The 24568-nt window shown below is 71.1% G+C and carries 24 protein-coding genes; 17 read left to right on the forward strand and 7 right to left on the reverse strand.

Annotated elements, in window-relative coordinates; translation table 11 throughout:
• Both bioD and ACZ4FH_RS24965 read left to right on the forward strand, forming a co-directional pair.
• Window positions 1-690: a dethiobiotin synthase gene (gene bioD, locus ACZ4FH_RS24960; protein ID WP_467307489.1), complete on the forward strand. Its 690-nt coding sequence runs from the start codon at window positions 1-3 to the stop codon at window positions 688-690.
• Between the two features lie 146 nt (window positions 691-836).
• Window positions 837-1535: a class I SAM-dependent methyltransferase gene (locus ACZ4FH_RS24965; RefSeq protein WP_467307491.1), complete on the forward strand. Its 699-nt coding sequence runs from the start codon at window positions 837-839 to the stop codon at window positions 1533-1535.
• 40 nt (window positions 1536-1575) lie between these two features.
• Here ACZ4FH_RS24965 and ACZ4FH_RS24970 read toward each other — a convergent pair whose 3' ends face one another.
• Both ACZ4FH_RS24970 and ACZ4FH_RS24975 read right to left on the reverse strand, forming a co-directional pair.
• Window positions 1576-1947: a fic family toxin-antitoxin system, toxin component gene (locus ACZ4FH_RS24970; RefSeq protein ID WP_383637407.1), complete on the reverse strand. Its 372-nt coding sequence runs from the start codon at window positions 1945-1947 to the stop codon at window positions 1576-1578.
• Window positions 1944-2171, reverse strand: a complete 228-nt coding sequence (locus tag ACZ4FH_RS24975; RefSeq protein WP_383637410.1) for an antitoxin — start codon at window positions 2169-2171, stop codon at window positions 1944-1946. The genes ACZ4FH_RS24970 and ACZ4FH_RS24975 overlap by 4 nt, the downstream gene beginning before the upstream one ends.
• A 186-nt stretch (window positions 2172-2357) precedes the next feature.
• Between ACZ4FH_RS24975 and ACZ4FH_RS24980 the strand changes: the two genes are divergently transcribed.
• The 7 genes from ACZ4FH_RS24980 (at window position 2358) to mug (ending at window position 10026) form a co-directional block, all read left to right on the forward strand.
• Window positions 2358-3686 carry a cytochrome P450 gene (locus ACZ4FH_RS24980; RefSeq protein ID WP_467307493.1) on the forward strand — a complete coding sequence of 443 codons (1329 nt, stop codon included), beginning with the start codon at window positions 2358-2360 and terminating at the stop codon, window positions 3684-3686.
• 42 nt (window positions 3687-3728) lie between these two features.
• Window positions 3729-4148, forward strand: coding sequence for a GNAT family N-acetyltransferase (locus ACZ4FH_RS24985; RefSeq protein WP_467307495.1), 420 nt, complete (start codon window positions 3729-3731; stop codon window positions 4146-4148).
• Between the two features lie 226 nt (window positions 4149-4374).
• Window positions 4375-5712, forward strand: coding sequence for a hemolysin family protein (locus ACZ4FH_RS24990; protein WP_467307497.1), 1338 nt, complete (start codon window positions 4375-4377; stop codon window positions 5710-5712).
• Window positions 5709-6728, forward strand: a complete 1020-nt coding sequence (locus ACZ4FH_RS24995) for a hemolysin family protein (RefSeq protein WP_467307498.1) — start codon at window positions 5709-5711, stop codon at window positions 6726-6728. The genes ACZ4FH_RS24990 and ACZ4FH_RS24995 overlap by 4 nt, the downstream gene beginning before the upstream one ends.
• A gap of 150 nt (window positions 6729-6878) precedes the next feature.
• Entirely contained in the window at window positions 6879-7727 is an 849-nt protein-coding gene (locus tag ACZ4FH_RS25000) for an SGNH/GDSL hydrolase family protein (protein ID WP_467307500.1), read from the forward strand.
• A gap of 219 nt (window positions 7728-7946) precedes the next feature.
• Window positions 7947-9389, forward strand: a complete 1443-nt coding sequence (purB, locus tag ACZ4FH_RS25005; protein ID WP_467307501.1) for an adenylosuccinate lyase — start codon at window positions 7947-7949, stop codon at window positions 9387-9389.
• A 19-nt stretch (window positions 9390-9408) separates the two neighbouring features.
• A complete protein-coding gene (gene mug / locus ACZ4FH_RS25010) occupies window positions 9409-10026 on the forward strand; it encodes a G/U mismatch-specific DNA glycosylase (protein WP_467307503.1) in 618 nt (205 codons plus the stop codon).
• Between the two features lie 332 nt (window positions 10027-10358).
• Here mug and ACZ4FH_RS25015 read toward each other — a convergent pair whose 3' ends face one another.
• The gene (locus ACZ4FH_RS25015; protein ID WP_467307505.1) at window positions 10359-10796 is read right to left on the reverse strand and encodes a hypothetical protein; all 438 of its coding nucleotides are present in this window, start codon (window positions 10794-10796) and stop codon (window positions 10359-10361) included.
• 435 nt (window positions 10797-11231) lie between these two features.
• Between ACZ4FH_RS25015 and ACZ4FH_RS25020 the strand changes: the two genes are divergently transcribed.
• From ACZ4FH_RS25020 to ACZ4FH_RS25030, 3 genes are all read left to right on the forward strand, one after another.
• Window positions 11232-11780, forward strand: coding sequence for a DUF1062 domain-containing protein (locus ACZ4FH_RS25020; protein WP_467307506.1), 549 nt, complete (start codon window positions 11232-11234; stop codon window positions 11778-11780).
• 362 nt (window positions 11781-12142) lie between these two features.
• Window positions 12143-13252: a serine hydrolase domain-containing protein gene (locus ACZ4FH_RS25025; RefSeq protein ID WP_467307582.1), complete on the forward strand. Its 1110-nt coding sequence runs from the start codon at window positions 12143-12145 to the stop codon at window positions 13250-13252.
• Between the two features lie 222 nt (window positions 13253-13474).
• Window positions 13475-14134, forward strand: a complete 660-nt coding sequence (locus tag ACZ4FH_RS25030; protein ID WP_467307508.1) for a hypothetical protein — start codon at window positions 13475-13477, stop codon at window positions 14132-14134.
• Window positions 14135-14167: 33 nt separating this feature from the next.
• Here the strand turns inward: ACZ4FH_RS25030 and ACZ4FH_RS25035 are convergent, their stop codons facing one another.
• A complete protein-coding gene (locus ACZ4FH_RS25035; RefSeq protein ID WP_467307510.1) occupies window positions 14168-14908 on the reverse strand; it encodes an ABC transporter permease in 741 nt (246 codons plus the stop codon).
• A 2-nt stretch (window positions 14909-14910) separates the two neighbouring features.
• The gene (locus tag ACZ4FH_RS25040) at window positions 14911-15849 is read right to left on the reverse strand and encodes an ATP-binding cassette domain-containing protein (RefSeq protein WP_467307512.1); all 939 of its coding nucleotides are present in this window, start codon (window positions 15847-15849) and stop codon (window positions 14911-14913) included.
• A 107-nt stretch (window positions 15850-15956) separates the two neighbouring features.
• On the opposite strand from ACZ4FH_RS25040, the gene ACZ4FH_RS25045 reads away from it, so the two are divergent.
• The 3 genes from ACZ4FH_RS25045 (at window position 15957) to ACZ4FH_RS25055 (ending at window position 19044) form a co-directional block, all read left to right on the forward strand.
• Window positions 15957-17132 (forward strand): sensor histidine kinase, encoded by a 1176-nt coding sequence (locus tag ACZ4FH_RS25045; RefSeq protein ID WP_467307514.1) that lies wholly within the window; start codon window positions 15957-15959, stop codon window positions 17130-17132.
• A gap of 4 nt (window positions 17133-17136) precedes the next feature.
• Entirely contained in the window at window positions 17137-17787 is a 651-nt protein-coding gene (locus tag ACZ4FH_RS25050; protein ID WP_467307516.1) for a response regulator transcription factor, read from the forward strand.
• A gap of 99 nt (window positions 17788-17886) precedes the next feature.
• Entirely contained in the window at window positions 17887-19044 is a 1158-nt protein-coding gene (locus tag ACZ4FH_RS25055; RefSeq protein ID WP_467307518.1) for an ROK family protein, read from the forward strand.
• A gap of 46 nt (window positions 19045-19090) precedes the next feature.
• On the opposite strand, the gene ACZ4FH_RS25060 is transcribed toward ACZ4FH_RS25055, so the two are convergent.
• Window positions 19091-19858, reverse strand: a complete 768-nt coding sequence (locus tag ACZ4FH_RS25060; RefSeq protein WP_467307520.1) for a GntR family transcriptional regulator — start codon at window positions 19856-19858, stop codon at window positions 19091-19093.
• A gap of 348 nt (window positions 19859-20206) precedes the next feature.
• A complete protein-coding gene (gene sigJ, locus ACZ4FH_RS25065) occupies window positions 20207-21091 on the reverse strand; it encodes an RNA polymerase sigma factor SigJ (RefSeq protein WP_467307521.1) in 885 nt (294 codons plus the stop codon).
• 154 nt (window positions 21092-21245) lie between these two features.
• On the opposite strand from sigJ, the gene ACZ4FH_RS25070 reads away from it, so the two are divergent.
• Both ACZ4FH_RS25070 and pdxR read left to right on the forward strand, forming a co-directional pair.
• Entirely contained in the window at window positions 21246-22073 is an 828-nt protein-coding gene (locus ACZ4FH_RS25070) for an alpha/beta fold hydrolase (protein ID WP_467307523.1), read from the forward strand.
• A 953-nt stretch (window positions 22074-23026) separates the two neighbouring features.
• Window positions 23027-24481 (forward strand): MocR-like pyridoxine biosynthesis transcription factor PdxR, encoded by a 1455-nt coding sequence (gene pdxR, locus ACZ4FH_RS25075; RefSeq protein ID WP_467307525.1) that lies wholly within the window; start codon window positions 23027-23029, stop codon window positions 24479-24481.
• Window positions 24482-24568: the final 87 nt, after the last annotated feature.

Consider the following 24568-nt stretch of genomic DNA (forward strand, 5'->3'; position numbering starts at 1 on the left):
ATGAACCTGCTCGTGGTGACGGGCACCGGCACCGAGATCGGCAAGACGATCGTGACGGCGGCCGTGGCGGCCGCCTCGGCGGGCCGCCGGGTGGCGGTGCTCAAACCGGCCCAGACGGGCCTGGCACCGGGTGAGCCCGGAGACGCGGCCGAGGTGGCGCGACTGGCCGGTGCCCATGTCACCCCCGTCGAACTGGCCCGCTTCCCTGAGCCGTTGGCCCCGGCCACGGCGGCCCGGCGCGCGGCGATGCGTCCGGTCCGCCCGTACGAGGTGGCCGAGGCGGCCGAGAAACTGGCGACCGATCACGATCTGGTGCTGATCGAGGGCGCGGGCGGGCTGCTGGTGCGGTTCGACGACGAGGGCGCCACGCTCGCGGACGCCGCCCGGCTGCTGAAGGCGCCCGTGCTGGTAGTGGCCCCGGCCGGCCTCGGCACCCTCAACTCCACGGCGCTGACGGCGGAGGCGCTGCGCGCGCGGGCGCTGGACTGCGCCGGTGTGGTCATCGGCAGCATGCCCGGGGCACCCGGTCTGGCGGAGCGCTGCAATGTGGCCGACCTCCCGGTGGCCGCGGGAGCGCCGCTGCTGGGCGCGGTGCCGGCCGGTGCGGGCGCGCTGGACCCGGCGGACTTCCGTGACCGGGCACCGAGTTGGCTGGACGCGCGGCTGGGCGGGAGCCGCGTCCCGGAGTAGGAGGGGAGCGGGGGGTGCGCGGCGCAGGACGCGGCCGTCCGGACGGGGCAGAATCGAGGTAGCCGAACCTTTCCGGCCGTACGGGGCGCGCGGCGCGCACCACGCCGCCCGGCCCGCCCGACCGGTGCCCGTCGAGGAGGTCCGTCATGCGACTGCGCAGCACGAAGATTCCGAAGGACGCGGTGCACCATCCCGTGTTCGCCCGCTGCTACGCCCGGCTGAGCGTGGCGGCGGAGTCCGCCGCGGGCCTGGCCGCCCTCCGCTCCGAGCTGCTGAGCGGGCTGTCCGGGCGGGTGATCGAGATCGGGGCGGGCAACGGTCTGAACTTCGCGCACTACCCTCCGGCCGTCGCGGAGGTGGTGGCCATCGAACCGGAGCGCACTCTGCGGCAGTTGGCGGTCAGGGCGGCGCTGCGCTCCGGTGTTCCGGTGGACGTGGTGCCGGGCACGGCGGAGGCGCTTCCGGTGAAGAGCGAGGCCTTCGACGGAGCGGTCGCGTCCCTGGTGCTGTGCACCGTACGGCAGGTGCGGCAGTCGCTCGCGGAGGTCCGGCGGGTGCTGCGGCCGGGTGGTGAACTGCGGTTCCTCGAGCACGTACGGGCCGAGGGCCGGGCCATGGCGGCGACGCAGCGGGCCCTGGACCGGACGGTCTGGCCGCTCCTGGCAGGGGGCTGCCACACCTCGCGGGACACGCTCGCCGCCATCGAGGAGGCGGGGTTCGAGATGGTGTCCTACAGGCGCGTCCGTCTCCCCGAGCACGGTGTGCGGCTTCCCACGTCCTCGTGCGTCCTGGGCGTGGCCCGGCGGTCGCCCGTGGTGGACCGGGGACGGACGGGTCTCGGCTGAACCGCGGTGCCGCGTACGGCCGGGTCCGCGCCGTTCCCGTTCACAGACTCCACTGGCGCAGTTCGTCGGCGATGGCCCGCACGTCGGCCTTGCCCTCCTTCACCAGCAGCGCCAGATCACGCACCTGCTCCGGGGAGGTGACGACCTTCAGTCCCGAGGCGACGAGATAGGCGTAGGCGACGGCGGAGGCGAACATCGCGTTCGAACGCTCCAGCGCGGGGACGTGCAGCAGCAGTTGCAGCAGGGAGGCGGCCCTGGAGTGCGGGTCGCTGTAGACCGGGCTGCCGAAGATCTCCGCCTCGTGGCGTGCGACCGCGGCGACCAGCGCGCCCCAGTCCGTCACCTGCGGATCGCCCGGCGTGTTGTGTTCGGCGACCATGAGCAGCCAGGAGAGGTGGATCCGCAGGTTCAACGGGTGCCTTTGCGCTCCGGGCCGAACTCCTCGGCGAACACCGATTCGTACTGCTTCATGAAGTCGGCCGCGGCCTCGACGAAGGTGTGGCCCACCTCGCCCGCGTCCCGCATGACCAATTCCTCTATGTAGCGGTTCACGCTCATCCCCCTCTGGAGCGCGCGTTGCCGCGCGGCCTCGGCGGTGGCCTCGTCCACTCGAACGTTCAGCTGTGTCTTGGGCACCTCCTCACGCTAGCGCGCGTGCGCTAGCACCGGCAAGGGGAACCGGGTGCGCGCGACGGATCCCGGACCCGGTCCACCCGGGCGCCGGAAACCTGGTCATAATTCCTGGCCTGGCAGCCGAGGTGGGCGCGTCAGGCGATGTTCGGCGGCAGCGGTCCGCCATCCGACCCGTTCCCGCGACGACTCATGGGGTGCACATTGAGTACGACGTTCCGTTCCCGCATCACCGCCCGGCTCGGGCGCACCTATCTGGCCAGGATTCAGCGGCACGGGCTCGGTTCCTCCACGGTCAGGCTGCTGCCCGAGGACCTGCTCATGCTGCTGCGCCGGGACGGGCTCGATCCGGTGCGCCGGGTGGCCGCCACCCGGGCGAAGGCGCCGGTGAGCCGGGTCGCGCTGCCCTTCGGCATGGACGCCTGGGTGGTCACCGGGTACGAGGAGTCGAAGGCCGTGCTCGGCTCCGCCGACGGGTTCAGCACCGATTTCGCGCATCTCGCGGGCAACGCCGGGATAGGCGCCGAACAGAGCCCCGGCGGCCTCGGGTTCAGCGACCCGCCGGTGCACACCCGGCTGCGCCGCATCCTCACCCCGGAGTTCACGATGCGCCGGCTGCGCCGGCTGACGCCCCGCATCGAGGCGATCGTCGAGGAGCGGCTGGACGCGATGGCGGCGGCCCCGGGCCCGGTCGACCTGGTGCACGCGTTCGCCCTGCCCGTGCCCTCGCTGACCATCTGCGAACTCCTCGGCGTGCCGTACGGGGACCGGGAGGACTTCCAGCGGCTGGCCATGGACCGCTTCGACCTGTTCGGCGGGACGAGCGCCCCGTTCGGCGCCATGTCGGCGTCGCTCGACTACTTCCGCGGGGTCGTACGGGCCCAGCGGCGCAGCCCCGGCGACGGCCTGCTCGGCATGATCGTGCGGGAGCACGGGGACAGCGTCGACGACGAGGAGCTCGCGGGGCTGGCCGACGGGGTGCTCACCGGCGGTTTCGAGACGACGGCCAGCACGATCGCCCTGGGCGCCCTGGTCCTGCTGCGGAACCCGGAGGTCGCGGAGCGGCTGCGCACGGACGACGCGGCCGCCGCGCCGTTCGTGGAGGAGGTGCTGCGCTACGTCTCGGCGGTCCAGACGGCCTTCCCCCGGTTCGCCCGGCGGGACATCGAGATAGCCGGGGTGACCATTCCGGCCGGTGACATGGTGCTCTGCTCGCTGAGCGGCGCCAACCGCGATCCCTCGTACGTCACGGACGACGGGGGATTCGATCCGGAACGCACGACACCGGCCGGCCATCTCGCCTTCGGCCACGGCATCCACCGCTGCATCGGCGCCGAACTGGCCCGGATGGAGCTGCGCGTGGCCTTCCCCGCGCTGGCCCGGCGCTTTCCCGGGATGCGGCTCGCGGTCCGGCCGCAGGACCTGGCCTTCCGGAAGCTGTCGATCGTGTACGGCGTCGAGTCGCTGCCCGTCCTGCCGGGAAGGGCGGCGGGCGGTGTCCCGCGCGCGACCGCATCCTGAAATCCTTCGCCCCGCGGGGAGGGCGTCTGCTTGGCTCACCGCATGAACACTCTCCGCATCCGCCCCGCCGCCCCCTCCGACATCGACGCCGTCCTGCGCTTCTGGCGCGAGGCGGCGGAGGGCACGAGCGTCAGCGACGACCACGACGGGGTGTCCCGGCTGATCGAACGCGACCCCGAGGCGCTGCTGCTGGCCGAGCGCGACGGCGTGCTCGTGGGCAGCGTCATCGCGGGCTTCGACGGGTGGCGCTGTTCGGTGTACCGCCTCGCCGTGCATCCGGGATTCCGACGGCAGGGGATCGCCACCACGCTGCTGGAGGCGGTGGAGAAGCGTTTCGCCGAGCTCGGCGGACGCCGGGTCGACGCCATGGTCCTGGAGGCCAACGAACGGGCGCACCACACCTGGGCGGCGAGCGGCTACGAGCGCCAGGACCAGTGGCGGCGCTGGGTGAAGTCGCTCTAGACACGGCGGCCGCCTCCCGGCCCGGCGCGGGCGTGGGGCGCACGCACTCAGCGTGTGCGCCCCACGCCCACCACGGGACTTTGCCGATCCTTTACTATGGATGCTCCACTGTCGATCCATTCGAAAGGTGTGAGCGTCCGCCGATGGGCGAGCCTCCGAGTAGCCGATATCGCCGACACCGCGCGATCCTCCTGCCCCTGCCCGATCATGGGACGGAGGTGAACCGATGACCGAAGTGCTTCTCCTGCTCGTAGCGGTCCTGCTCTCCCTGGCCTGCGGCGCCTTCGTCGCGGCCGAGTTCTCGCTGACCACGGTCGAACGCGGACAGCTGGAGCGGGCCGTGGAGCGGGGTGAACGGGGCGCGGCCGGCGCCATGAAGGCCGTACGCAGCCTGACGTTCCAGCTCTCCGGCGCCCAGCTGGGCATCACCGTCACCAATCTGGTCGTCGGCATGCTCTCCGAACCGTCGATCGCGAAGCTCATCCGGGGCCCCGTCGAGTCCGTCGGGTTCTCCCCGGGCGTGGCCTCCTCCCTGGCCCTGGTCATCGGGACGGCCCTGTCCACGGTCTTCCTCATGGTCGTCGGCGAGCTGGTCCCGAAGAACTGGGCGATCTCCTCGCCCCTCGCCGTCGCCAAGGCGGTGGCCACCCCCCAGCGGGCCTTCACCGCGGTGTTCCGGCCCTTCATCAGCCACCTCAACAACACGGCCAACCGGATCGTGCGCCGATTCGGGCTCGAACCGGCCGAGGAGCTGGCCTCGGCCCGCAGCCCGCAGGAGCTGGTGGCCCTGGCCCGCCACTCCGCCAAGGAGGGCGCGCTGGAGGCCGACACCGCGGAGCTGTTCGTCCGCACCCTCAATCTGGCCGAGCTGACCGCGGAGAACGTGATGACCCCCCGGGTCCAGGTCACCGCCCTGGACGTCCGGGCCACCGCCGAGGACGTCGCCAACGCGACCCGTGCGACGGGACTGTCCCGCTTCCCGGTGTACCGCGGCAGTCTGGACACCGTCGTCGGCGTCGCCCACATCAAGGACGTCCTGGCGATCCCCGCCGAGCGCCGTCCGCGCACCCGCGTCTCCGAGATGCTGCGCGAACCGCTGCTCGTCCCGGAGACCCTGACCGTCGACCGGCTGCTGGACCGGCTGTCCGGAAAGCTCGCGATGGCGGTCGTCATCGACGAGTACGGCGGCACGGCGGGCGTCGTGACCCTGGAGGACATCGTCGAGGAGGTCGTCGGCGAAGTGCGCGACGAGCACGATCCGCACGAGACGCCGGATCTCGCCCCGGCGGGCGAGGACGCGGACGGCAGGACGCTGTGGTCGGCGGACGGCGCCGCCCGCACCGACCAGCTGGAGGCGATCGGACTGCGGGTGCCGGACGGACCCTACGAGACCCTGGCCGGACTGATCGCCACGGCGGTGGGCCGCATCCCCGCCGTGGGCGACACCATCGAGCTGGCCGGCTGGCGCGTGGACGTGGTGGACGCCTCCGGGCGCCGCGCCGCACGCGCGCTGCTGCACGCCCCGCTGCCGGGCGACGACGAGGCCGCGGAGGAGGAGCGATGACCGCCGTACAGCTGTTCATCGGTCTGCTGACCCTCGTCGTGAACGCCTTCTTCGTGGGTGCGGAGTTCGCGCTCATCTCGGTCCGGCGCAGCCAGATCGAACCGCAGGCCGAGGAGGGGAACCGCCGGGCCCGGAGCGTGATCTGGGGTCTGGAGCACGTGTCGGCCCTGCTCGCCGCGGCCCAGCTCGGCATCACCCTCTGCACCCTGGTGCTCGGTATCGTCGCCGAGCCCGCCATCGCGCATCTGCTGGAGCCGGTCTTCGACGCCGTGGGCGTGCCCCACGGGCTGGTCCATCCGATCTCGTTCGTGATCGCCCTGACGGTGGCGACGTATCTGCACATGCTGCTGGGCGAGATGGTGCCGAAGAACATCGCACTGGCCGAGCCGGTGCGGACCGCGCTGATCCTCGGGCCTCCCCTGGTCACGCTGGCGCGGACCCTGCGGCCGGTGATCTTCGCGATCAACGCCTTCGCCAACACCCTGCTGAAGCTGTTGCGCGTGGAGACGAAGGACGAGGTCTCGGCCACGTTCTCCGACGACGAGCTTGCCCGTCTGGTCAAGGACGCGGGGGACGCGGGCCTCGTCGACGACCGCGCCGCCGAGCGGCTGCACCACGCGCTGGAGCTGGGCCGCAGGCCGGTGCGGGACGTGGTGCTGCCGGTGGACCGGGTCATGTACACCAGGGTGGGGACGACCCCCGAGGAGCTGGAGCGGCTGTCGTCGCAGACCGGCTTCTCCCGTTTCCCGGTGATGGACAGCGAGCAGCGCATCCTGGGTTACCTCCATGTGAAGGACGCCCTCGACGTCACCCCCCGGGACGAACCGTTCCCGGTGACGGCGATGCGGCCCATCGCCCGGGTCCGGGCGGCGACCCCGCTGGACGACGTGCTGACGGCCCTCCGGCGCAGCCGCACGCATCTGGCGGCGGTCCTGGACGAGGACGACCGGCTGGCCGGCATGGTGACCATGGAGGACGTCCTCAGGGAGCTGGTGGGGCGGCCGCAGACGCGCTGACCGGCTCCGGACCCGGTGGGGGCCTGTCCCCCGCCGGGTCCGTCGTTCCGGGCGCCGGTCGGCCCCGGCTCCCACCGGCCGCGGTCCACCGACCGCCCGGTACGGGGCCGCGGCGGAGCCGCGCGCCCCCGCGATACGATCGGCGGCGCCATGGAATTGAATGCCGAATACACCAGTCTTGTCGCGGTCGGCGACTCGTTCACCGAGGGCATGTCGGACCTGCTGCCCGACGGTTCGTACCGGGGCTGGGCCGATGTCCTGGCCACCCGCCTCGCGGCCCGCACCCCCGGCTTCCGCTACGCGAATCTCGCGGTCCGCGGCAAGCTCATCGGCCAGATCGTGGACGAGCAGGTCGACGCCGCGGCCGCGCTGCGCCCGGACGTGGTGACGCTGGTCGGCGGCCTCAACGACACCCTCCGCCCCAAGTGCGACATGGGCATGGTCCGGGGACGGCTGGAGGAGGCCGTGGAACGCCTGGCGCCCTCGTGCAAGAAGCTGGTGCTGATGCGCAGCCCGGGACGCAACGGTCCGGTGCTGGAGCGGTTCCGGCCGCGCATGGAGGACCTGTTCTCCCTGGTGGACGATCTGGCGGCCCGGCACGGCGCGGAGGTCGTCGACCTCTACGGCGCTCCGGCGCTGGCCGACCCCAGGATGTGGGACGTCGACCGGCTCCACCTCACCGCCGAGGGCCACCGCCGGGTCGCCGAGGCCGTCTGGCAGCAGCTCGGGCTCCCGGAGGAGAGCGACTGGCGCACCCCCCTGCCCCCGTCGGCCCCGCCCCGCTGGACCGCCCGACGCGTGGAGGACGTGCGATTCGCCCGCCGCCACCTCTTCCCGTGGATCGGACGCCGTCTGACCGGCCGCTCCTCGGGCGACGGCCGCGCGGGCGCCCAGTTCAGCACCGACCTGGGACGCGCCTTCTGGGTGACACCGGCCGACGCGGGAAACCCGGGGCCGGTGGCCGGGTGGCGCCGGGCGGACGGGGACGGCGACGTCTAGGTGCAGTGCCTTGCGGATCAGGCCGCGAGCCGATCCGGCCTGATCCGAAAGACACGGCCCGGGGCCGCGTTCCGGGCCGTCGATCTGCCGGCACGCGGGCGAGGGCACCGGCGTCCACCGTCCAGCAGATGAGACGCTTGCACGCGCCGCTCTGACCTGGGCCTTACGGCCCCCGTCCGCGCCACGGAGCACCCGGACCGCCAGGTAAGCTCTGGACACGTGACTGCTGTGTCTGCGAAGCCTCGCATCCCCAATGTTCTTGCCGGCCGCTACGCCTCCACGGAGCTGGCCGTCCTCTGGTCCCCCGAGCACAAGGTGAAGCTGGAACGCCGGCTCTGGCTGGCGGTGCTGCGCGCCCAGAAGGACCTCGGGATCGAGGTGCCGGACGCCGCCCTCGCCGACTACGAGCGCGTGCTCGACCAGGTCGACCTGGCCTCGATCGCCGAGCGCGAGAAGGTGACCCGGCACGACGTCAAGGCCCGCATCGAGGAGTTCAACGCCCTCGCCGGCCATGAGCAGGTCCACAAGGGCATGACGTCCCGCGACCTGACGGAGAACGTGGAGCAGCTCCAGATCCGGCTGTCCCTGGAGCTCATGCGCGACCGCACCGTCGCCGTCCTGGCACGGCTGGGCCGGCTCGCGGCCGAGTACGGCGAGCTGGTCATGGCCGGCCGCTCCCACAACGTCGCCGCGCAGGCCACCACGCTGGGCAAGCGTTTCGCCACGGCGGCCGACGAGCTGCTGGTCGCCCACGGGCGGCTGGAGGACCTGCTGGACCGCTACCCGCTCCGCGGGATCAAGGGCCCGGTCGGCACGGCCCAGGACATGCTCGACCTGCTCGGCGGCGACGCCGCGAAGCTCGCGGAGCTGGAACAGCGCATCGCGCGGCACCTGGGCTTCGCCCACGCTTTCACCTCCGTCGGCCAGGTCTACCCGCGCTCCCTCGACTACGACGTGGTGACGGCCCTGGTGCAGCTGGCCGCCGCACCGTCCTCGGTCGCCAAGACCATCCGTCTGATGGCCGGCCACGAGCTGGTCACCGAGGGCTTCAAGCCGGGCCAGGTCGGCTCGTCCGCGATGCCGCACAAGATGAACACCCGCTCCTGCGAGCGCGTGAACGGCCTGATGGTCATCCTGCGGGGCTACGCCTCGATGACCGGCGAGCTCGCGGGCGACCAGTGGAACGAGGGCGACGTGTCCTGCTCCGTGGTCCGCCGCGTCGCACTGCCCGACGCGTTCTTCGCCTTCGACGGCCTGCTGGAGACCTTCCTGACCGTCCTCGACGAGTTCGGCGCCTTCCCGGCCGTCGTCGCCCGCGAGCTGGACCGCTACCTGCCGTTCCTCGCCACCACCAAGGTGCTCATGGGCGCCGTCCGTGCCGGCGTCGGCCGCGAGGTCGCCCACGAGGCCATCAAGGAGAACGCCGTCGCCTCCGCGCTGGCCATGCGCGAGCAGGGCACGGAGCGCAACGAGCTGCTCGACAAGCTGGCCGCCGACGAGCGCATCCCGCTCGACCGCGCCCAGCTCGACGCGCTGATGGCGGACAAGCTCTCGTTCACCGGCGCGGCCGGCGACCAGGTCACCACCCTCGTCGCCCGGATCGAGGAGATCACCAAGCAGCACCCCGAGGCCGCCGGCTACACGCCGGGGTCGATCCTCTGATCCGCCGCGCCTCCGGCCGATGACACCCGAGGAACTCCGGGCCGCCCGTGACCGCATCGTCCCCGATGTGGTCACGGGCGGTCTGCGCGTCCTGTTCTGCGGCATCAACCCGAGCCTCACCACAGCGGTCACGGGTCACCACTTCGCCTTCCCCGGCAACCGGTTCTGGCCCGTCCTCCACCGGTCGGGCTTCACCCCGAGGCAGCTGAAGCCCAGCGAGCAGTCGGAGCTGCTGCACTACGGTCTCGGCATCACCAACGTCGTCGCGCGCGCCACCGCCCGAGCCGACGAACTCTCCGCCGAGGAGTTCCGCACCGGTGGCCGCATCCTCACGGCCAAGGTGGAGAAGCTCCGCCCCCGTCTGCTGGCCGTCGTCGGCATCACGGCCTACCGAACGGCCTTCGGCGAACGAAAGGCGCGCATCGGACCGCAGGATCGCACCATCGGCGACGCCCGGGTCTGGGTCCTGCCCAATCCCAGCGGCCTGAACGCCCACTGGACCGTCGACTCCATGGCCGAGGAGTACGCCCGCCTGCGCGCGGCCCTCGCGGGCCCCGGTACGGATGACACCACCACGGGCCACACCGCCGACGCGCCATCGGGCCACCCGGAAACCACGCCACGCCCGTCCCCGTAACACAGCTGAGCCGCCGCACCGACTCGGTCGACACAACCACACGCAACCCCACACGGCGCGACGCCCGCTCGGCCTCCCAGAACTTGGCCCGCCGACACTTCGACCTGCCGACACTTCGACCTGCCGACACTTCGACCTGCCGACGCTGCGACCTGCTGACGCTTTGACCCGCCGACGCTTCGACCTGGCAACCCCTGAGCCCGACAACTTCGTGCCCGTCCGATCCGGCTACGACGTCGCCAGCCCACCGAACCGTTCCCCGAACCGTCAGCCACTCCCCGCCGGGCTGCCACAGATCCTGCCCCACACCTGCCCGGCTCGCTCCGCGCCCCTCAGGGCGGGTCGATCTCGGTCACCACGACGCCCAGCTCGCAACCGAGTCCGTCCTCCTCCAGGTACAGCGCGAGGGCGATCCAGCGGCTCTCCTGACGCCAGAGCCGCAGATACTCGCACCCCGCCACGGTCTCCGCCCATGGGTCGGGGATCTCCTCACCAGCCATCATCCGCTCCTGCGCACTCCAGAGACTGACCGTCTGCGGGTCGCCCCAGCGCGCCTCCAGCAACGTGATCAGTGCTCCGTGCTCGGCCAGGCACTGTGCACGATGGTCGAGCCGCGCGGCTTGGTCGTCGTCCCAGTGATCGACATCGGCGTGCAGGAACGCCGTGTGGTAGCCGGGCCCGCTGACGCCCGAATCCGATCGAACACGCTCCGCGGGGAACTCTCGGGTGCGCATCCCGTCGATGAGGCGGAGGTGATGTGCGGTCGTCATGCCGTCAGTAAACCGTCCTGCACTGACAACGGAGCACCCGCCCTACCCTTTTGGTGCTCTATGCACCTGTCTGCCCCCATCCTGGCACCACTCCTGAGCCCTTGGCAGGTTGCACGCCGGCGGACTGCCTGGGCACGCGACCGCAGGCGCACGGCAGGTTCGGCCGATGATCCGGCAGTTGACGCCTGAGCCCGGACAACACGGGCCGGGTTCCCCGATCGGGCGGCGGGCCCAGGACACCGGGTCTCGGTGCTCCGAAATTACGGTGCCTGCCCACCGTGCACGCCACTACATTGCTCCCGAACTCGTCGTCCAGCCAAAGGCGTGCCGTTGTACACCCTGTGAGACCTCCCAAGCGCTGACTCGTCGCGCGTCGCATCCGTGCGCCGTGCCCCTTTCTGCTGCGGATTTCTCACTGGAAACCGGTGTACTTCCATGCTCAACACCTGGGTCGTCACGCCCACCTGCCTCCCGCTCGTCGCCCGCCGCTGCCACACCTGCGGCTCCGACCGCTTCCGGCCCGACGGCAAGTTCCGCGTCAACGCGAACCACAAGCTCCTCGACGTCTGGATCCTCGTCCTCTGCACGCGATGCGGGGAGACCGCCAAGCTCACCGTCCTGGAGCGCACCCACATACGTTCCATACAGCCCGAGTTCCTGGACCGCCTCCACCACAACGACACCGCCCTGACCGGTGAACTCCTCCAGGTCCCCCTCATCCAGCACCGCAATCGCCTCACACTCGACTGGGGCACCAACTGGCGGCTCGACACCGGCGCATCGGAGCATCTGAATCGCACCGTCATCGAAGTCGCCGTTCGCTTCACCGCACGGATCCCCGTCCGTCCGACCCGTCTCATCGCCCAGGGCTGTGCCCTTCCACGCGCAGAGGTCGAGCGCCTGATCGCCCGAGGACGCGTCGACTCGACCATCCGGCTGAACAGCAGAGTCACCGACGACTTCACGTTCACCCTCAAGCGCTGAGCAGTCCCAGCGGGGCCGGCCGACCCGAGATTTCCCCTCGCCTCTCCGGATCCGGCCCCGCTGCTTTCTCCCCCACCCACCCACTCCGCCCCTGCGTGACAGCGCTGGTGCCACGCACTTCGCCATCCGATGGAGCCGATCTCTGCGGTGGGGCTACCCCCACCGCAGCCCGGAGGGCAGCAGGGCGCTACAGCAGGGGGACACCCTGCTGGGCCCAGGCCCTCCATCACTGATGCCATGGACTCCATCGCCGAGCAGGCCCGCACATGGGCCCTGCCCCCGCCACACACCTCCACAGGGAAAACGAGTCCACCATGCCCCGGTTAGCACATGCCCGCCGAAGTGTCCTCTCCCTCACCGTCATGGCCTCCGCGCTCCTCACGGTCTCTGCGGCTCTGCCGGTAGCCGCATCACCCCGCCCGACCGACCCGCTCCAGAGCGAGGTGGACGCCGTCCACCGCACGGGGACCGTAGGCGTGTCCGCCGAGGTGACCTCCCGCGACGGGCGGGACGTCGCACGAGCCGGCACCTCGGCGAAAGGAGGCAACTCCCCCATGCCTCGGAACGGCCGGTTCCGGGTCGGCAGCGTCACCAAGACCTTCACCGCCACGGTGATCCTGCAACTCGTCGGCGAAGGACGCATCGCCCTGGACGACACCGTCGAGCACTGGCTACCCGGCACCGTTCACGGGAACGGGAACGACGGCCGACTCATCACCGTGCGGCAACTCCTCCAGCACACCAGCGGCATCCCCGACGCCCTGCCCGACATCCCCGCTCTCACCGATCCGGCCGGCTACCGCGCACAACGCTTCCGTACATACACGCCTCCGGAGTTGGTGGCCCTGGCCATGCAACGCCCCCCTACGTTCCCGCCGGGCGAGGGCTGGGCGTACTCCAACATCAACTACGTCCTCGCGGCAATGATCATCGAGAGGGTCACCGGCCAGCCCTGGGACCATGAAGTAGCCGACCGGATCATTCACCCCTTGGGCCTGCACGGCACCAGCATCCCCGGAACGTCCGCCTCCGTCCCCGGCCCTCGTGCCCGCAGCTACTCGACTTTCGGCGACGCCACGGGGCCCACCATCGACGTGACAGCGCTCAACACGACGATGGCCACCGGCTCGGGCTCGATCATCAGCACCACCCGTGATCTCTCGCGCTTCTACTCCGCTCTTCTCAACGGCCGCTTGATGGCGTCGGCCCAGTTCGACGCCATGACGACCACCGTGCCTGCGCCCGCGCTCGGAGTGCGCTACGGACTCGGAATCGGTTCGATCCCCCTCTCGTGCGGCGGCGCCTATTTCGGCCACCCCGGCGAACTCTTCGGATACCGCACCTGGATCGGCATCACCTCCGACGGTTCCCGAACCGCCGTCGTGTACGCCACCAGCGAGGGCAGCAAGGACACCCAGGCCGCGATGAGCGCCCTCGTGGACCAGGAGTTGTGCCGCGCCAAGGACCTGTAGGGCGTCTCTGACGAAGAACCGGCCGGCCGGGTACGGACCACGGCAGTTGTCATGCTCCGTACCCACCTCTCCTCCGTGGATGAAGCGGCGCGGGCTCCGCGCCGAGCAACGCTGTTCCTGGGGCCCCCGGCGCCAGGACGGCCAAGCCTCCGTCCACCGAACAGGACAGCACAGGACGTCGTCGAGGAGCGACCGGTCGAGCGGATGGGGAACACTCGCCCCATGATCGTGATGCAGCCAGTCGTGGAGGCCTACAGCCCCGAAGGCTTCGACCTGTGGCCCACAGCCGCCCCCGATCCCTCCGGCTTTCTGCCGCTCCACGGTGGACTCTCGTCCGCCGAGGTCGGTTCCGTGGTGATGTGCATCGCCAAGTGCAACGACATCGACCCCGATGGCGACCGCCCACCTCGCCCGGCCGGTCCGCTCGGCTCCTTCCTCCACGGGCTCCTCACCTTCGACGGCCCCTTCGCGTCCGGCGGCTTGGGAGTCACCGATCCGGCCTCGGGCCATGCCTTCCTGCCCGGCTGCTGCGACGGGCTGGAGGACTGGCGTGATTGGTATCGCCTCATCGACGACGGCCACACGCTCACGTTCGGCCATGAACCCGTGTCACCGGTCGCCGAGCGTGTCGGCGCCGCCATCCGACTCACCACGAACGCCGAGCAGCCCAACAGTCCCGTCATCGAACTGCCCGCCACCGATCTCCGTGTTCTGCTCGCCGGCGTCGAGCAGAACCTTCTCGACTTCCTCGACCGTGCGGCCGCCTGGGCTCTCCTCCACCTGCCCGACCACCACGTCCCCGTCACGGCCGCCCTGGCCCGCGCCCTGGACGTTCCCTGGCCACCAGCACCACCAAATATCCAGGCGGGAGCTCTCATCTAGGCGGGAACCTTCATCTGTTCGGCGCCATCGAAGCTAGACGTCGCGCCGTCGTATCGCCCACCACCCGCTGAGGAGAGCAGCGGCAGCCCATCCAGCCGTGACAGCCAAGCCCGTCCAAGGCCCCAGGCTGCCGCTCTCCGCCTGCTGGTGGAGCACCAACTGGCCCGCGCGGTCCGGCAGATAGTCGGCCGCCCCGCCCGCGACATCGCCCACGACGAACGAGACGATCAGGATGAAGGGGATCAGCAGGCCGAGCACGGCGACGGCGCTCCGGAGAAGAAAGGTCAGGCCGGCGGCGAAGAGCGCCATCAGTGCCAGGTATATGCCGCTGCCGAAGGCCGCCCGCAGTGCGCCGGGCTCTCCGAGCCCGATGGCATGATCCCCCATGAACAGTTGACCGACCAGGAAGCTGCTGAAGCCGGTCAGCAGCCCCACGGCGAGTGCCGCACTCCCGATGAGGGACATCTTGATGGCGAAAAGCCGGGTGCGGCGCGGGACAGCAGCCAGCGAGATCCGGAGACCGTCGTTGACGTATTCCGTGGAGACCGCCATCGCGCCGAAGCTGATGGCCGCAATCTGGGCAAAGTTCAACGCGTAGAAGGCACCGAACACGAGATCGGCACCGTCCTTCTCCGCCTCGGCCTGCCCGATGGTGGCGGTAACCAGGATGGTTATGGCCAGGGTGGCGAGGAGGATCGCGGCCAGGGACCCGGTGACGGATCGAACCGATCTCATCTTGATCCACTCGGAACGCAGGATCGCGGTGGTGGTCATGGTCAGACCTCCTGACGGCAAGAAACGGCGGATGGAGCCGAGGCGAACTCCGTGGTGTCCGAGGTGAGATCGAGATAGGCCTGTTCGAGCGTGGTCTGCTCGTCGACGAGCTGGAGCAAGGGGATTCCTTCCGATGCCGCAAGGGTCCCAATCTCCTCCGCCCTCGCCCCGTCGACGGTCCAGAGCCCGCCTTCACCCTGCCGGGCGCGGAATCCTCGACGCGCCAGGGTTTCGCCGAACCGCACCGGTTCGGTCGTACTCACCCGCACCCGTGGCCGGCTGCGGGAGTCCAGGAATTCCTGCATCGGAAGGTCCACGAGAAGTCGCCCTCTGCCCAGAACGATCAGGTGGTCGGCGAACGAGGAGGTCTCGTTCATCAGATGGCTGGAGACGAGAACGGTCCGCCCCTGCCGGGCAAGTCGCCTCATCAACTCCCGGATCCAGATGATGCCCTCCGGGTCCAGACCGTTCGACGGCTCGTCGAGCATCACGACATCGGGGTCGCCGAGAAGAGCCGCGGCTATGCCCAGGCGCTGGCGCATGCCGAGTGAGTACGTCTTGATCCGTCGGCCCCCGACGTGGCCGAGGCCTGCCTCCTCCAGCACGGTCTCGACACGCGACTCCCCTATCCCGTTGCTCGTCGCCAGCGCCAGGAGGTGGCTGCGCGCGGTCCGGGAGCCGTGAGCGGCCTGAGCGTCGAGAAGTGCTCCGACGCGACACAGCGGGTGGCTGAGGTCGGCGTACGGCTGCCCGCCGATCGTGGCGGTTCCGGCGGTGGGGCGGACCAGGCCGAGCACCATGCGCATGGTGGTCGATTTCCCTGCCCCGTTCGGTCCCAGAAAACCGGTGACGCGTCCCGGCCGCACGCTGAACGTGAGTCCGTCCACGGCGCGGGTCCCGCCGTAGTCCTTGGTGAGTTCGTGGACTCCGATGCTGGTCATGTCCTCAGCCTCGCCGCCGCGCCCCGGGCCGGTCCTCCCCCATCGGGGTAGATCATCTCCCTCGCTCGGGGGAGTCGCCGGGCCGACCGCGCTGGCACGATGGCGGCATGTTCAGCTTCTTCCGCCGATTGGCATCGCCCGTCACCTATACCCGGTGGCTGCACCTGCTCCTGCCCGGGGCCGTCGTGAGCGTGTGGCTGTACATCTCGACGGACATGCCGTGGGTGCCCGTCGCACTGGCCGCGGGCGTCGGCCTGATACCGGGCATGCGGCTCGCGGAGGGCGTCCAGGCACAGTTGCTGCTGACGCCTCGCGAGCGTGGTGATCCCGAGGCGTCCATCTCCGTAGCCTCGTCGTCCTCCTGGTCCGAGCGCTGGCGCACCGCGCTCTGGCTGGAGGTGCGCCTGGTCTGTGCCGGGCTGGCCGGGATGAGCACCGTGTGGCTGCTGGCCACGACGGTCGACCTCATCAGGTCCTCTGCCGGGTTCGAGACCAGTGACGCCTGGCTCGTTCCCGGGCTCGGCGCGCAGTGGTGGTCGGCGATCCTGGCGCCCGTTCCGCTCGTGGTACTGCTCTCCGTGGTCGTGATCTGCGGTGACCTGATCACGGCGGCCGCCCGGTGGCTGCTCGGGCCTACCCCCGTGCAACGGCTGACCGCGTTGGAGGCGCGCACGGAACAGCTTCTCGAGCGCAATCGGATCGCGCGCGAGCTGCACGACTCGATCGGGCACGCCCTGACGGTCGCGGTGGTCCAGGCCGGAGCGGCGCGTGCCGCCGGCGACCCGGTCTTCACCGAGCGGGCGCTGGCGGCGATCGAGGAAACGGGGCGCAACGCACTGGACGACCTGGAGCGAGTACTGAGGGTATTGCGCGAAACGGACGCACCGCCGGGTCAGCGGCCGTCGCTGAGCGAGGCCGATCGCCTGTTGGACTCGGCACGCGGCTCCGGCGCCGATGTGGACGCCCATGTGTCCGGTCCGCTGGACCAGGTACCCGCGCCGGTGTCCCGTGAGGGCTATCGGATTCTTCAGGAGGCGCTCACCAATGTGCTGCGGCACTCCGGATCGGTTCCGGTGCGGGTCCGCATCGCCGTGACAGAAGACAAACTCGACCTGCAGGTGACCAATCCTCTGATATCCGGCGCCGTCGTCGTACCCGAGGGCGGGAGCGGCCTGCGCGGGATCAGAGAGCGGGCGTCTCTTCTGGGAGGCAGCGCCAGAACGGGGCCGCACAAGGGGGAATGGATGGTGCACGCGAGCCTTCCGCTCGACCGCATAGGGTGAGCCGATGCCGGTAACCGTACTTCTGGTCGACGACGAGCCATTGGTCCGCGCGGGGCTCCGTGCGGTGCTGGACGCCCAGCCGGACATCGAGGTCGTGGGCGAGGCGGGTGACGGCGCGGCGGTGGTGCCCCTCGTACGTCAGTTGCGCCCCGCCGTGGTGGCCATGGATGTCCGGATGCCGCTCATGGACGGCATAGAGGCGACGCGCGTCGTACTGCGGTCGGTGCCGGATCCGCCGAAGATCCTGGTGGTGACGACGTTCGAGAACGACGAGTACGTCTACGAGGCGCTGCGTGCGGGGGCGGACGGCTTTCTTCTCAAGCGGGCCCGGCCGGCCGAGATCGTGCATGCCGTGCGGCTGGTGGCGGAGGGGGAGTCACTGTTGTTCCCCGCGGCCGTGCGGCAGCTGGCTGCGGAGTACGGCACGAACAGGGCCAGGAAGGTCATGGAGCGGGCTTCGCTGACCGATCGGGAGGCGGCTGTGTTGAGGCTCATGTCCCGGGGTCTGTCCAACGCGGAGATCGCCGCACATCTGGTGGTGAGTGTGGAAACGGTGAAGACCCATGTCAGCGCGGTTCTCGCCAAGTTGGGGGCCAGGGATCGCACCCAGGCGGTGATCGCGGCCTTCGAGTCCGGATTCGTCTCGCCGAGCTGATACCGGGCGTTCCGGGGCGGCATCGGCGCCCGCGGTCGCCACGCCCCTGAGCAGCGAGTACCATCCGCCTGACATGCGCACGAGCTGGGAGGACACACCGTGGGCCGGCTGACCGGTGGGGACCCGTCGTTGCTGCGTCGGATCAATTCCGCGGTGGTGCTGCATGCCCTCCGAGGTGCGGGTTCTCCGACGCTCACGGATCTGACGAGAATCACGGGCCTGTCCCGGCCGACGGTCGAAGGTGTCATGGAGGGTCTCTTCGAGGCGGGGCTCGTCGTCGAGTCGGCGCCCGACGGGGCGGAGGCGCGTCGGCAGGGACGGCCGGCCCGCCGGTTCCGATTCCGGGCCGAGGCGGGGCATCTGCTGGGCATCGAGATCGGTCCTCACCGGGTGTCGGCGCTCCTGTCGGGCCTGGACGGCCGGATCACCGGGGCGGGTTCGCGCGAGGTGTCGGAGACGGCGAGTGCGGACGACCGGCTCGACAAGGTGCGGGCCGTCGTCGCGGACGTCCTGCGGCGGACGGGCGTGGCGCGCAGCAGTCTGCGAGCCGTCGGTGTGGGCAGTCCCGGGATCGTGGAGGCCGATGGCACGGTGCGGCTCGGCACGGCGCTGCCGGGCTGGACGGGGCTGGCGCTCGGTGAACGTCTCGGTCGCTCGTTCCGCTGTCCCGTGCTCGTCGAGAACGATGCGAACGCGGCGGCCGTGGCGGAGCACTGGAAGGGTGCGGGCAGGGAGTCCGATGACATCGTGTTCGTGCTGGCGGGCCTGAGCCCCGGAGCCGGTTCGCTGATCGGGGGGCGGCTGCATCGCGGGTTCGGTGGTGCGGCCGGTGAGATCGGTGCGTTGCATCTGCTGGGCCGCGAGGTGACGCCGGAGCGGTTGCTGTCGACGACGGACACCCCTCTGGACCCGCTGGACGAGCAGGCGGTCGCGGCGGTGTTCGCGAAGGCACGGCACGGTGACGAGCGGGCGCAGGCGGCTGTCGAGCGGTTCATCCAGCGGCTGGTCCACGATGTGGCGGCACTGGCTCTGGCTCTCGATCCCGAGCTGGTGGTCGTGGGGGGCTGGGCAGCGGGCCTGGACGGCGTTCTGGACCCGCTGCGCAACGAGCTGGCGCGCTACTGCCTGCGCCCGCCGCGGGTGGCCCTGTCGCTCCTCGGGGAGGCTGCGGTGGCCACGGGCGCGCTGAGGCTGGCGCTCGACCACGTCGAGGAGGAGTTGTTCGCGGTGGAGGGAACGGTGACGGCCCGCCGCTGATGCGACGGGCCGTGGGATGCCCGCCCCGGTGGGGGCGGGCGGCGGGTCAGGACGCCTGGCGCGCGTCCTCGTGGTGGCTGATCTCCAGGGCACCGGAGTCGCCGAAGGTGAGGCGGCAGGTGTCGGCCCGGTAGGTGGCGACGGAGACGGCTGCTGTGCCGCCGGCCGCGAGGTAGCGGGTGGTGACGACGAGGACGGGGGCGCCGGGGAGCCGGTCGAGTTCCTTGGCGTCGTCGACACGTGCGGAGCCGAGTTCCACGGAGCGGTCCTGGCCGTCGAGGCCCAGACGGTGCAGTTCGCGGACGACGTTGCGGGCACGGGCGGGACCGGAGGGCGTCTCTATGGCCGAGAGCTCCGGAACGGAGGCGGACGGCACGTACAGCAGCTCCGCCGCCACCGCCTGCCCCTGGGTGACACGGATGCGGCGCACGATGTGCACGGGCTCGTCGACAGTGATGTCGAGCATGCCGGCCACGGCAGCCGGTGCCGCGGCGCTCTCGCAGTCGACGGCCTGCCAGGCCTCGCCGGCTCCGCCGCCGGTCCAGTCGTGCCGGGCCGTGGAGACCGCGACGCCCACGCGCGGCGGGGCGACGGTGGTGCCCACACCGCGGCGGCGCTGCAGTCTGCCCTCCAGTTCGAGCTGTTCCAGGGCCTGCCGGAGCGTGGCTCTGGCGACGCCGAACCGAGCGGCGAGCTCACGCTCGTTCGGGAGGATCTCCCCCACCGCAAAGTCCGAGTCGAGTGCCTCACTGAGCACGGTCTTGAGGTGCCAGTACTTCGGCTCCTGCACCGTTTCCAGCTGCGTGGTCCCCACCCTGTCCTCCGCAATCGCCCAGCGGCTTTTCCGCGACGTTATTTATTAAAGGTTCCTGTCTTAACGTTGAGACCATAGGACGACGCACCCCCTTGGTCAAGACCAATCCTCGGGCCGCGAAGCTGTGAATCGAAGGCCGGCCGCGCAGCGTTCACAGGACGTTCGCGGACCCGAGGGCCGTGCGCAGCACAAAGGCCCACGTCCGGGGCGGGTCGTGGGGTTTCTGGGCACGCCTGGGGGCGGGAGCGTGACAGGACTTCCCGAGGCCGCGTTCCTCGGCGGGAATCCGGTGGAGGGCGGGAAGGGGCCGGGCGGCCGGTGGCGGACGGCGCCCCGCAGGTGCGTGGGCTAGTCGACGGCGAGCGTGGTGAGCTTGTCGGGGTTGCGGACGATATAGACGCACTGGACGACGCCGTCGCGCATCTCCACCTGGCACACGGAGTCCGGTCTTCCGCCGGAGAGGACCAGGGCGCCCGGCGCGCCGTTGAGTTCCACCAGGCGGATCTCCATGTCCGGGACCTGCCCGTGGGCGACCGCGAAGAGGAACCTGCCCACCTTGTCCGCGCTCTCCAGGACCCGGAGCGGCGCCTTGGACTTGCCGCCGCTGTCGCCGACGAGCCGCACGTCGGGTGCCAGCAGGGCCAGCAGTTCCTCGATGTCGCCTCCGGCGGCCGCGGCGAGGAAGCGTTCGGTGAGGTCGCGCCGCTGGGCGGGGTCGACGTCGTACCGGGGCTTGCGTTCCTCCACGTGGCGTCGGGCGCGCCCCGCGAGCTGGCGCACGGCGGCCTCGCCCCGGTCGAGCGTGGCCGCGATCTCCGCGTACGGGAATCCGAAGGCCTCGCGCAGCACGAAGACGGCGCGTTCCAGCGGAGAGAGCGATTCGAGTACGACGAGCACGGCGACGGAGACGGACTCGGCGAGTACGGCCTGCTCCGCCGTGTCGGGAACGGTGGGCCCGAAGTCGGTGACCAGGGGCTCCGGGAGCCACGGCCCCACGTACGCCTCGCGGCGTGTGCCGATCTGGCGCAGCCGGTCGATGGCGAGACGGGTGACGATCCGGACGAGGAAGGCACGCGGTTCACGCACTTCCTCGCGGGAAGCGGCCGACCACCGGAGCCATGCCTCCTGGACCACGTCCTCGGCGTCGGCGATGCGGCCGAGCATGCGATAGGCGACCCCGATCAGGACGGGCCGGTGCTCTTCGAAGACGTCGGTCACGGTTTCGGTCGTCACCGGGCCATCCCAGCCGACGCGTCGCGCGGTGTCCAGTTCCCATGGCGCAGGCCCCTTGAACTACAAGCTACCTGGCGGTAATTGTTGTTGACAGTCCGTCTACCTCACTGATCGGCTCGTCGACGACGCGCCGCGTTCCCCAGGGAGTGTCCCCATGGCCACGGCCTCGTTCACCGTCGAGTCGCCCCGAGGACCGCGCACCGTGTCCGTGGCCTACGAGCGTGCGGGCTCCGGCGCACCTCTGCTGCTGCTCCACGGCATCGGCCACCACCTCCAGGCGTGGGACCCGGTCATACCGGTCCTCGCCGTCGAGCGGGATGTCATAGCCGTCGACCTGCCCGGATTCGGGGCCTCACCCGGTCTGCCCGACGACCTTCCGTACGATCTCGGCACCGTGGTCCCCGTGCTCGGGGCCTTCTGCGAGGCCATCGGGGTGGACCGGCCGCATGTGGCGGGGAACTCGCTCGGCGGGCTGCTCGCCCTGGAACTGGGACGGGTCGGGCTCGCGCGTTCCGTGACGGCCCTGTCGCCCGCCGGTTTCTGGAACGAGAGCGAACGCCGGTACGCGTTCACCACACTGCGCGCCATGCGGCGGGCCGCCCTGTCCATGCCGTTGCCCCTGATCGAGCGGCTGTCGCGCACCGCCGCCGGGCGGACCGTCCTCACCAGCACCATCTACGCCCGGCCCGGTCGCCGCTCCCCCGAGGCGGCGACGTCCGAGACCCTGGCCCTGCGCGGGGCGACCGGCTTCCACCGGACGCTCGCCGCCGGACGGAACACCCTGTTCCGCGACGACATACCGGGCCTACCGGTGACCATCGCCTGGGGCGGCCGAGACCGGCTGCTTCTGCGCCGCCAGGGCATCCGGGCCAAGCACACGCTGCCCGAGGCCCGCCTCGTCAGGCTTCCCGGCTGCGGCCACGTCCCGATGAACGACGACCCCGCCCTCGTCTCCCGGGTGATTCTCGACACGAGTCGCTGAATCCCCGGCCGCCCCGCCCCCACGCCGCCGCAGCAGACCCGAGCCGATCGCCACTCCGAAACCGACCAGGCAGCTCCCGGCCGCCTGAGCCGGCCCGTACGTACCCGCTCCGACCAGGGGAGCCGTGACGGCGGCGGAGACGGGGATCAGCCCGGAGAACAGCGTGGCCCGCTCGGCGCCGATGCGCTGGATCCCCCGGTACCAGCAGACGAAGCCGATGACCGTGACCACGGCCGCCTGCCACAGCAACGCCACGGTCTCCTCCCCCGTCGGCACCCGTACGAACCCCGCCCCGTCGAGCACCACGCCGATGACGGCGGACTCCGCAGCGGCCAGTGCGCACGCGGTGGCCGACAGGAGCCGGGGTCCCAGCGGGCGCAGCACGGGCACGGCGATCAGGGCGAATCCCACTTCACCGGCCAGCGCCCCGACGGACAGCAGAATGCCCGCGGTGTCCGTGCGCCCCCATCCCTGCACGGTGAAGGCACCGGCGGCGACCAGCGTGGCCGCGAGAAGGACGGTTCGCGTCGGCCGGCGCCCGTCGCCGAGCGGCACGAGAACGGCCACAACAATCGGGGCGCAGCCGACGAACACGCCCGGAACTGCCGGCTCCGCCGAGCGTTCCGCGGTCAGGACGGCCAGATTGAACCCGACCATTCCCACAGCGGCGAGCACGGCGAGCCGCGCCCACTGGCGGCCGGTGAGCGCGCGCAGCACCTCCATCGGCCCAGGCCCCTCGGGCGGCCTGAGCAGCGGGATGAGCAGCAGGGCGGCGAGGCCGTAGCGCAGGGTCTGCCCCCCGGCGTAGGGGTATGCGCCGAGCACGCTGTTGGCGGTGAAGGAGGCACCGACGAGGACGCAGGCGAAGGCGGCGAAGGCGGCGCCGCGCAGTGAGGTCGTATTCATGTGAATGACGCTAGGCATCCGGGCGGTCCGGATTAAGGTCCACATTCATGATGTCTTCGAGGACCAATTCAGAGCATGCCGGTGCCGCTGACGTGCACGAGTCCGTGTCGGCGGCCTGGGAGCTGCTGCTGCCGGCCGCGGCGGCACCGGCGCGCGGCCGGGGGCGTGCCCTGCAGTCCGCGCTGCGCGAGGCCGTACGTTCAGGCCGTCTGGTGCCGGGGACCCGGTTGCCGTCGAGCCGCGCGCTCGCCGCCGATCTGGGTGTGTCGCGCGGCCTGATCACGGAGGCGTACGAGCAGCTGACCGCGGAGAGCTATCTGCGCAGTGGCCGCGGGGCGGGCACCTGGGTGAGCGGGTCGGTGCGCGCGGCGGCGGACGGGGCCCGTGATCTCGCACCTCGCGGACCGGGCACCCTCGTCGACTTCCGGCCGGGCACTCCGGATCTTTCGCTGTTTCCCCGCAGCGCGTGGGCCGCCACACACCGTTCGGTCATCAACCGGCTGCCGCACAGCGCCCTGGGGTACCCGGACCCCCGCGGTCTGCCCGAGCTGCGCGTCGCGCTCGCCGCGCTGCTGACCAGGCGCCGCGGAGTGGTGGCCGATCCGGAACGGCTGCTGGTGTGCTCGGGCGTCGCCCAGGCAACCACCCTTCTGGGGCTCGTCCTGCACGGCCGGGGGCAGCGCACCGTCGGCGTCGAGGACCCCGGGAGCCCCGAGCACGCCGCGCTCTTCGCCTCCGCCGGACTGGACACGCAACGGCTTCCCCTGGACGACGAAGGGCTGGAGATCGCACCGCTCGACGCTTCGGGGGTGCGTGCCGTGGTGACGACACAGGCCCATCAGTTCCCCACCGGAATCGCCTACTCCGCCGCCCGGCGCAGCCGGCTGCTCGACTGGGCCCGGGAGAACGACGCCGTGATCATGGAGGACGACTACGACGGGGACTTCCGCTACGACCGCGCCCCGGTCGGCGCCCTGCAGGGGCTCGATCCCGAGCATGTCGCGTACACGGGATCGGTGAGCAAGTCGCTCGCACCCGGACTGCGGCTGGGCTGGCTGCTGGCTCCGGCCTCCATGACGGACGAACTGGTGGACCGGAAGCGGACGATGGACCTCGGCAATCCGAGCCTGGACCAGGCGGTGCTCGCCGACTTCGTCGTCCGGGGCGACTACGACCGTCAGCTGCGGCGCTGCCAACGCGCCTACCGGGAACGTCGCGACGCCATGACGACGGCTCTGTCCACGTACTTCCCGGGCACCGCCGTCAGCGGAATCGCCGCCGGACTGCACATCATCGCGCGTCTGCCCGAGCGCTACGGACCCGACGCGGAGTTCCTCGCCCGCGCGGAGGAGGCCGGAATCGCCCTGCGTCCGCTGAGCGACTGCGGGACGGTGTCCCCGGCGGACCGCTCGATCGCTCTGGTGCTCGGGTACGCGCATCTGGCGCCCGCCGAGATCGAACGGGGGCTACGGCTGCTGGCCAAGGCCCAGGACGGCTTCTGAAATCGCTCCGGCGGCGCCGGGCCCGGGTGTTCACCTCGCGTTGGTGTGAAGGTCTCCGGCGGGCGCGAGGGTGGGCCGGTCGGTCAG

The organism is Streptomyces sp. NPDC024555 (assembly GCF_055559335.1).

Bases quoted from the DNA above. Each gene is read 5' to 3' on its own strand.
- bioD (WP_467307489.1), top strand. From the start codon at position 1: ATGAACCTGCTCGTGGTGACGGGCACCGGCACCGAGATCGGCAAGACG.
- ACZ4FH_RS24965 (WP_467307491.1), top strand. From the start codon at position 837: ATGCGACTGCGCAGCACGAAGATTCCGAAGGACGCGGTGCACCATCCC.
- ACZ4FH_RS24980 (WP_467307493.1), top strand. From the start codon at position 2,358: ATGGGGTGCACATTGAGTACGACGTTCCGTTCCCGCATCACCGCCCGG.
- ACZ4FH_RS24985 (WP_467307495.1), top strand. From the start codon at position 3,729: ATGAACACTCTCCGCATCCGCCCCGCCGCCCCCTCCGACATCGACGCC.
- ACZ4FH_RS24990 (WP_467307497.1), top strand. From the start codon at position 4,375: ATGACCGAAGTGCTTCTCCTGCTCGTAGCGGTCCTGCTCTCCCTGGCC.
- ACZ4FH_RS24995 (WP_467307498.1), top strand. From the start codon at position 5,709: ATGACCGCCGTACAGCTGTTCATCGGTCTGCTGACCCTCGTCGTGAAC.
- ACZ4FH_RS25000 (WP_467307500.1), top strand. From the start codon at position 6,879: ATGGAATTGAATGCCGAATACACCAGTCTTGTCGCGGTCGGCGACTCG.
- mug (WP_467307503.1), top strand. From the start codon at position 9,409: ATGACACCCGAGGAACTCCGGGCCGCCCGTGACCGCATCGTCCCCGAT.
- ACZ4FH_RS25015 (WP_467307505.1), bottom strand. From the start codon at position 10,796: ATGACGACCGCACATCACCTCCGCCTCATCGACGGGATGCGCACCCGA.
- ACZ4FH_RS25020 (WP_467307506.1), top strand. From the start codon at position 11,232: ATGCTCAACACCTGGGTCGTCACGCCCACCTGCCTCCCGCTCGTCGCC.
- ACZ4FH_RS25025 (WP_467307582.1), top strand. From the start codon at position 12,143: ATGGCCTCCGCGCTCCTCACGGTCTCTGCGGCTCTGCCGGTAGCCGCA.
- ACZ4FH_RS25030 (WP_467307508.1), top strand. From the start codon at position 13,475: ATGATCGTGATGCAGCCAGTCGTGGAGGCCTACAGCCCCGAAGGCTTC.
- ACZ4FH_RS25035 (WP_467307510.1), bottom strand. From the start codon at position 14,908: ATGACCACCACCGCGATCCTGCGTTCCGAGTGGATCAAGATGAGATCG.
- ACZ4FH_RS25040 (WP_467307512.1), bottom strand. From the start codon at position 15,849: ATGACCAGCATCGGAGTCCACGAACTCACCAAGGACTACGGCGGGACC.
- ACZ4FH_RS25045 (WP_467307514.1), top strand. From the start codon at position 15,957: ATGTTCAGCTTCTTCCGCCGATTGGCATCGCCCGTCACCTATACCCGG.
- ACZ4FH_RS25050 (WP_467307516.1), top strand. From the start codon at position 17,137: ATGCCGGTAACCGTACTTCTGGTCGACGACGAGCCATTGGTCCGCGCG.
- ACZ4FH_RS25070 (WP_467307523.1), top strand. From the start codon at position 21,246: ATGGCCACGGCCTCGTTCACCGTCGAGTCGCCCCGAGGACCGCGCACC.
- pdxR (WP_467307525.1), top strand. From the start codon at position 23,027: ATGATGTCTTCGAGGACCAATTCAGAGCATGCCGGTGCCGCTGACGTG.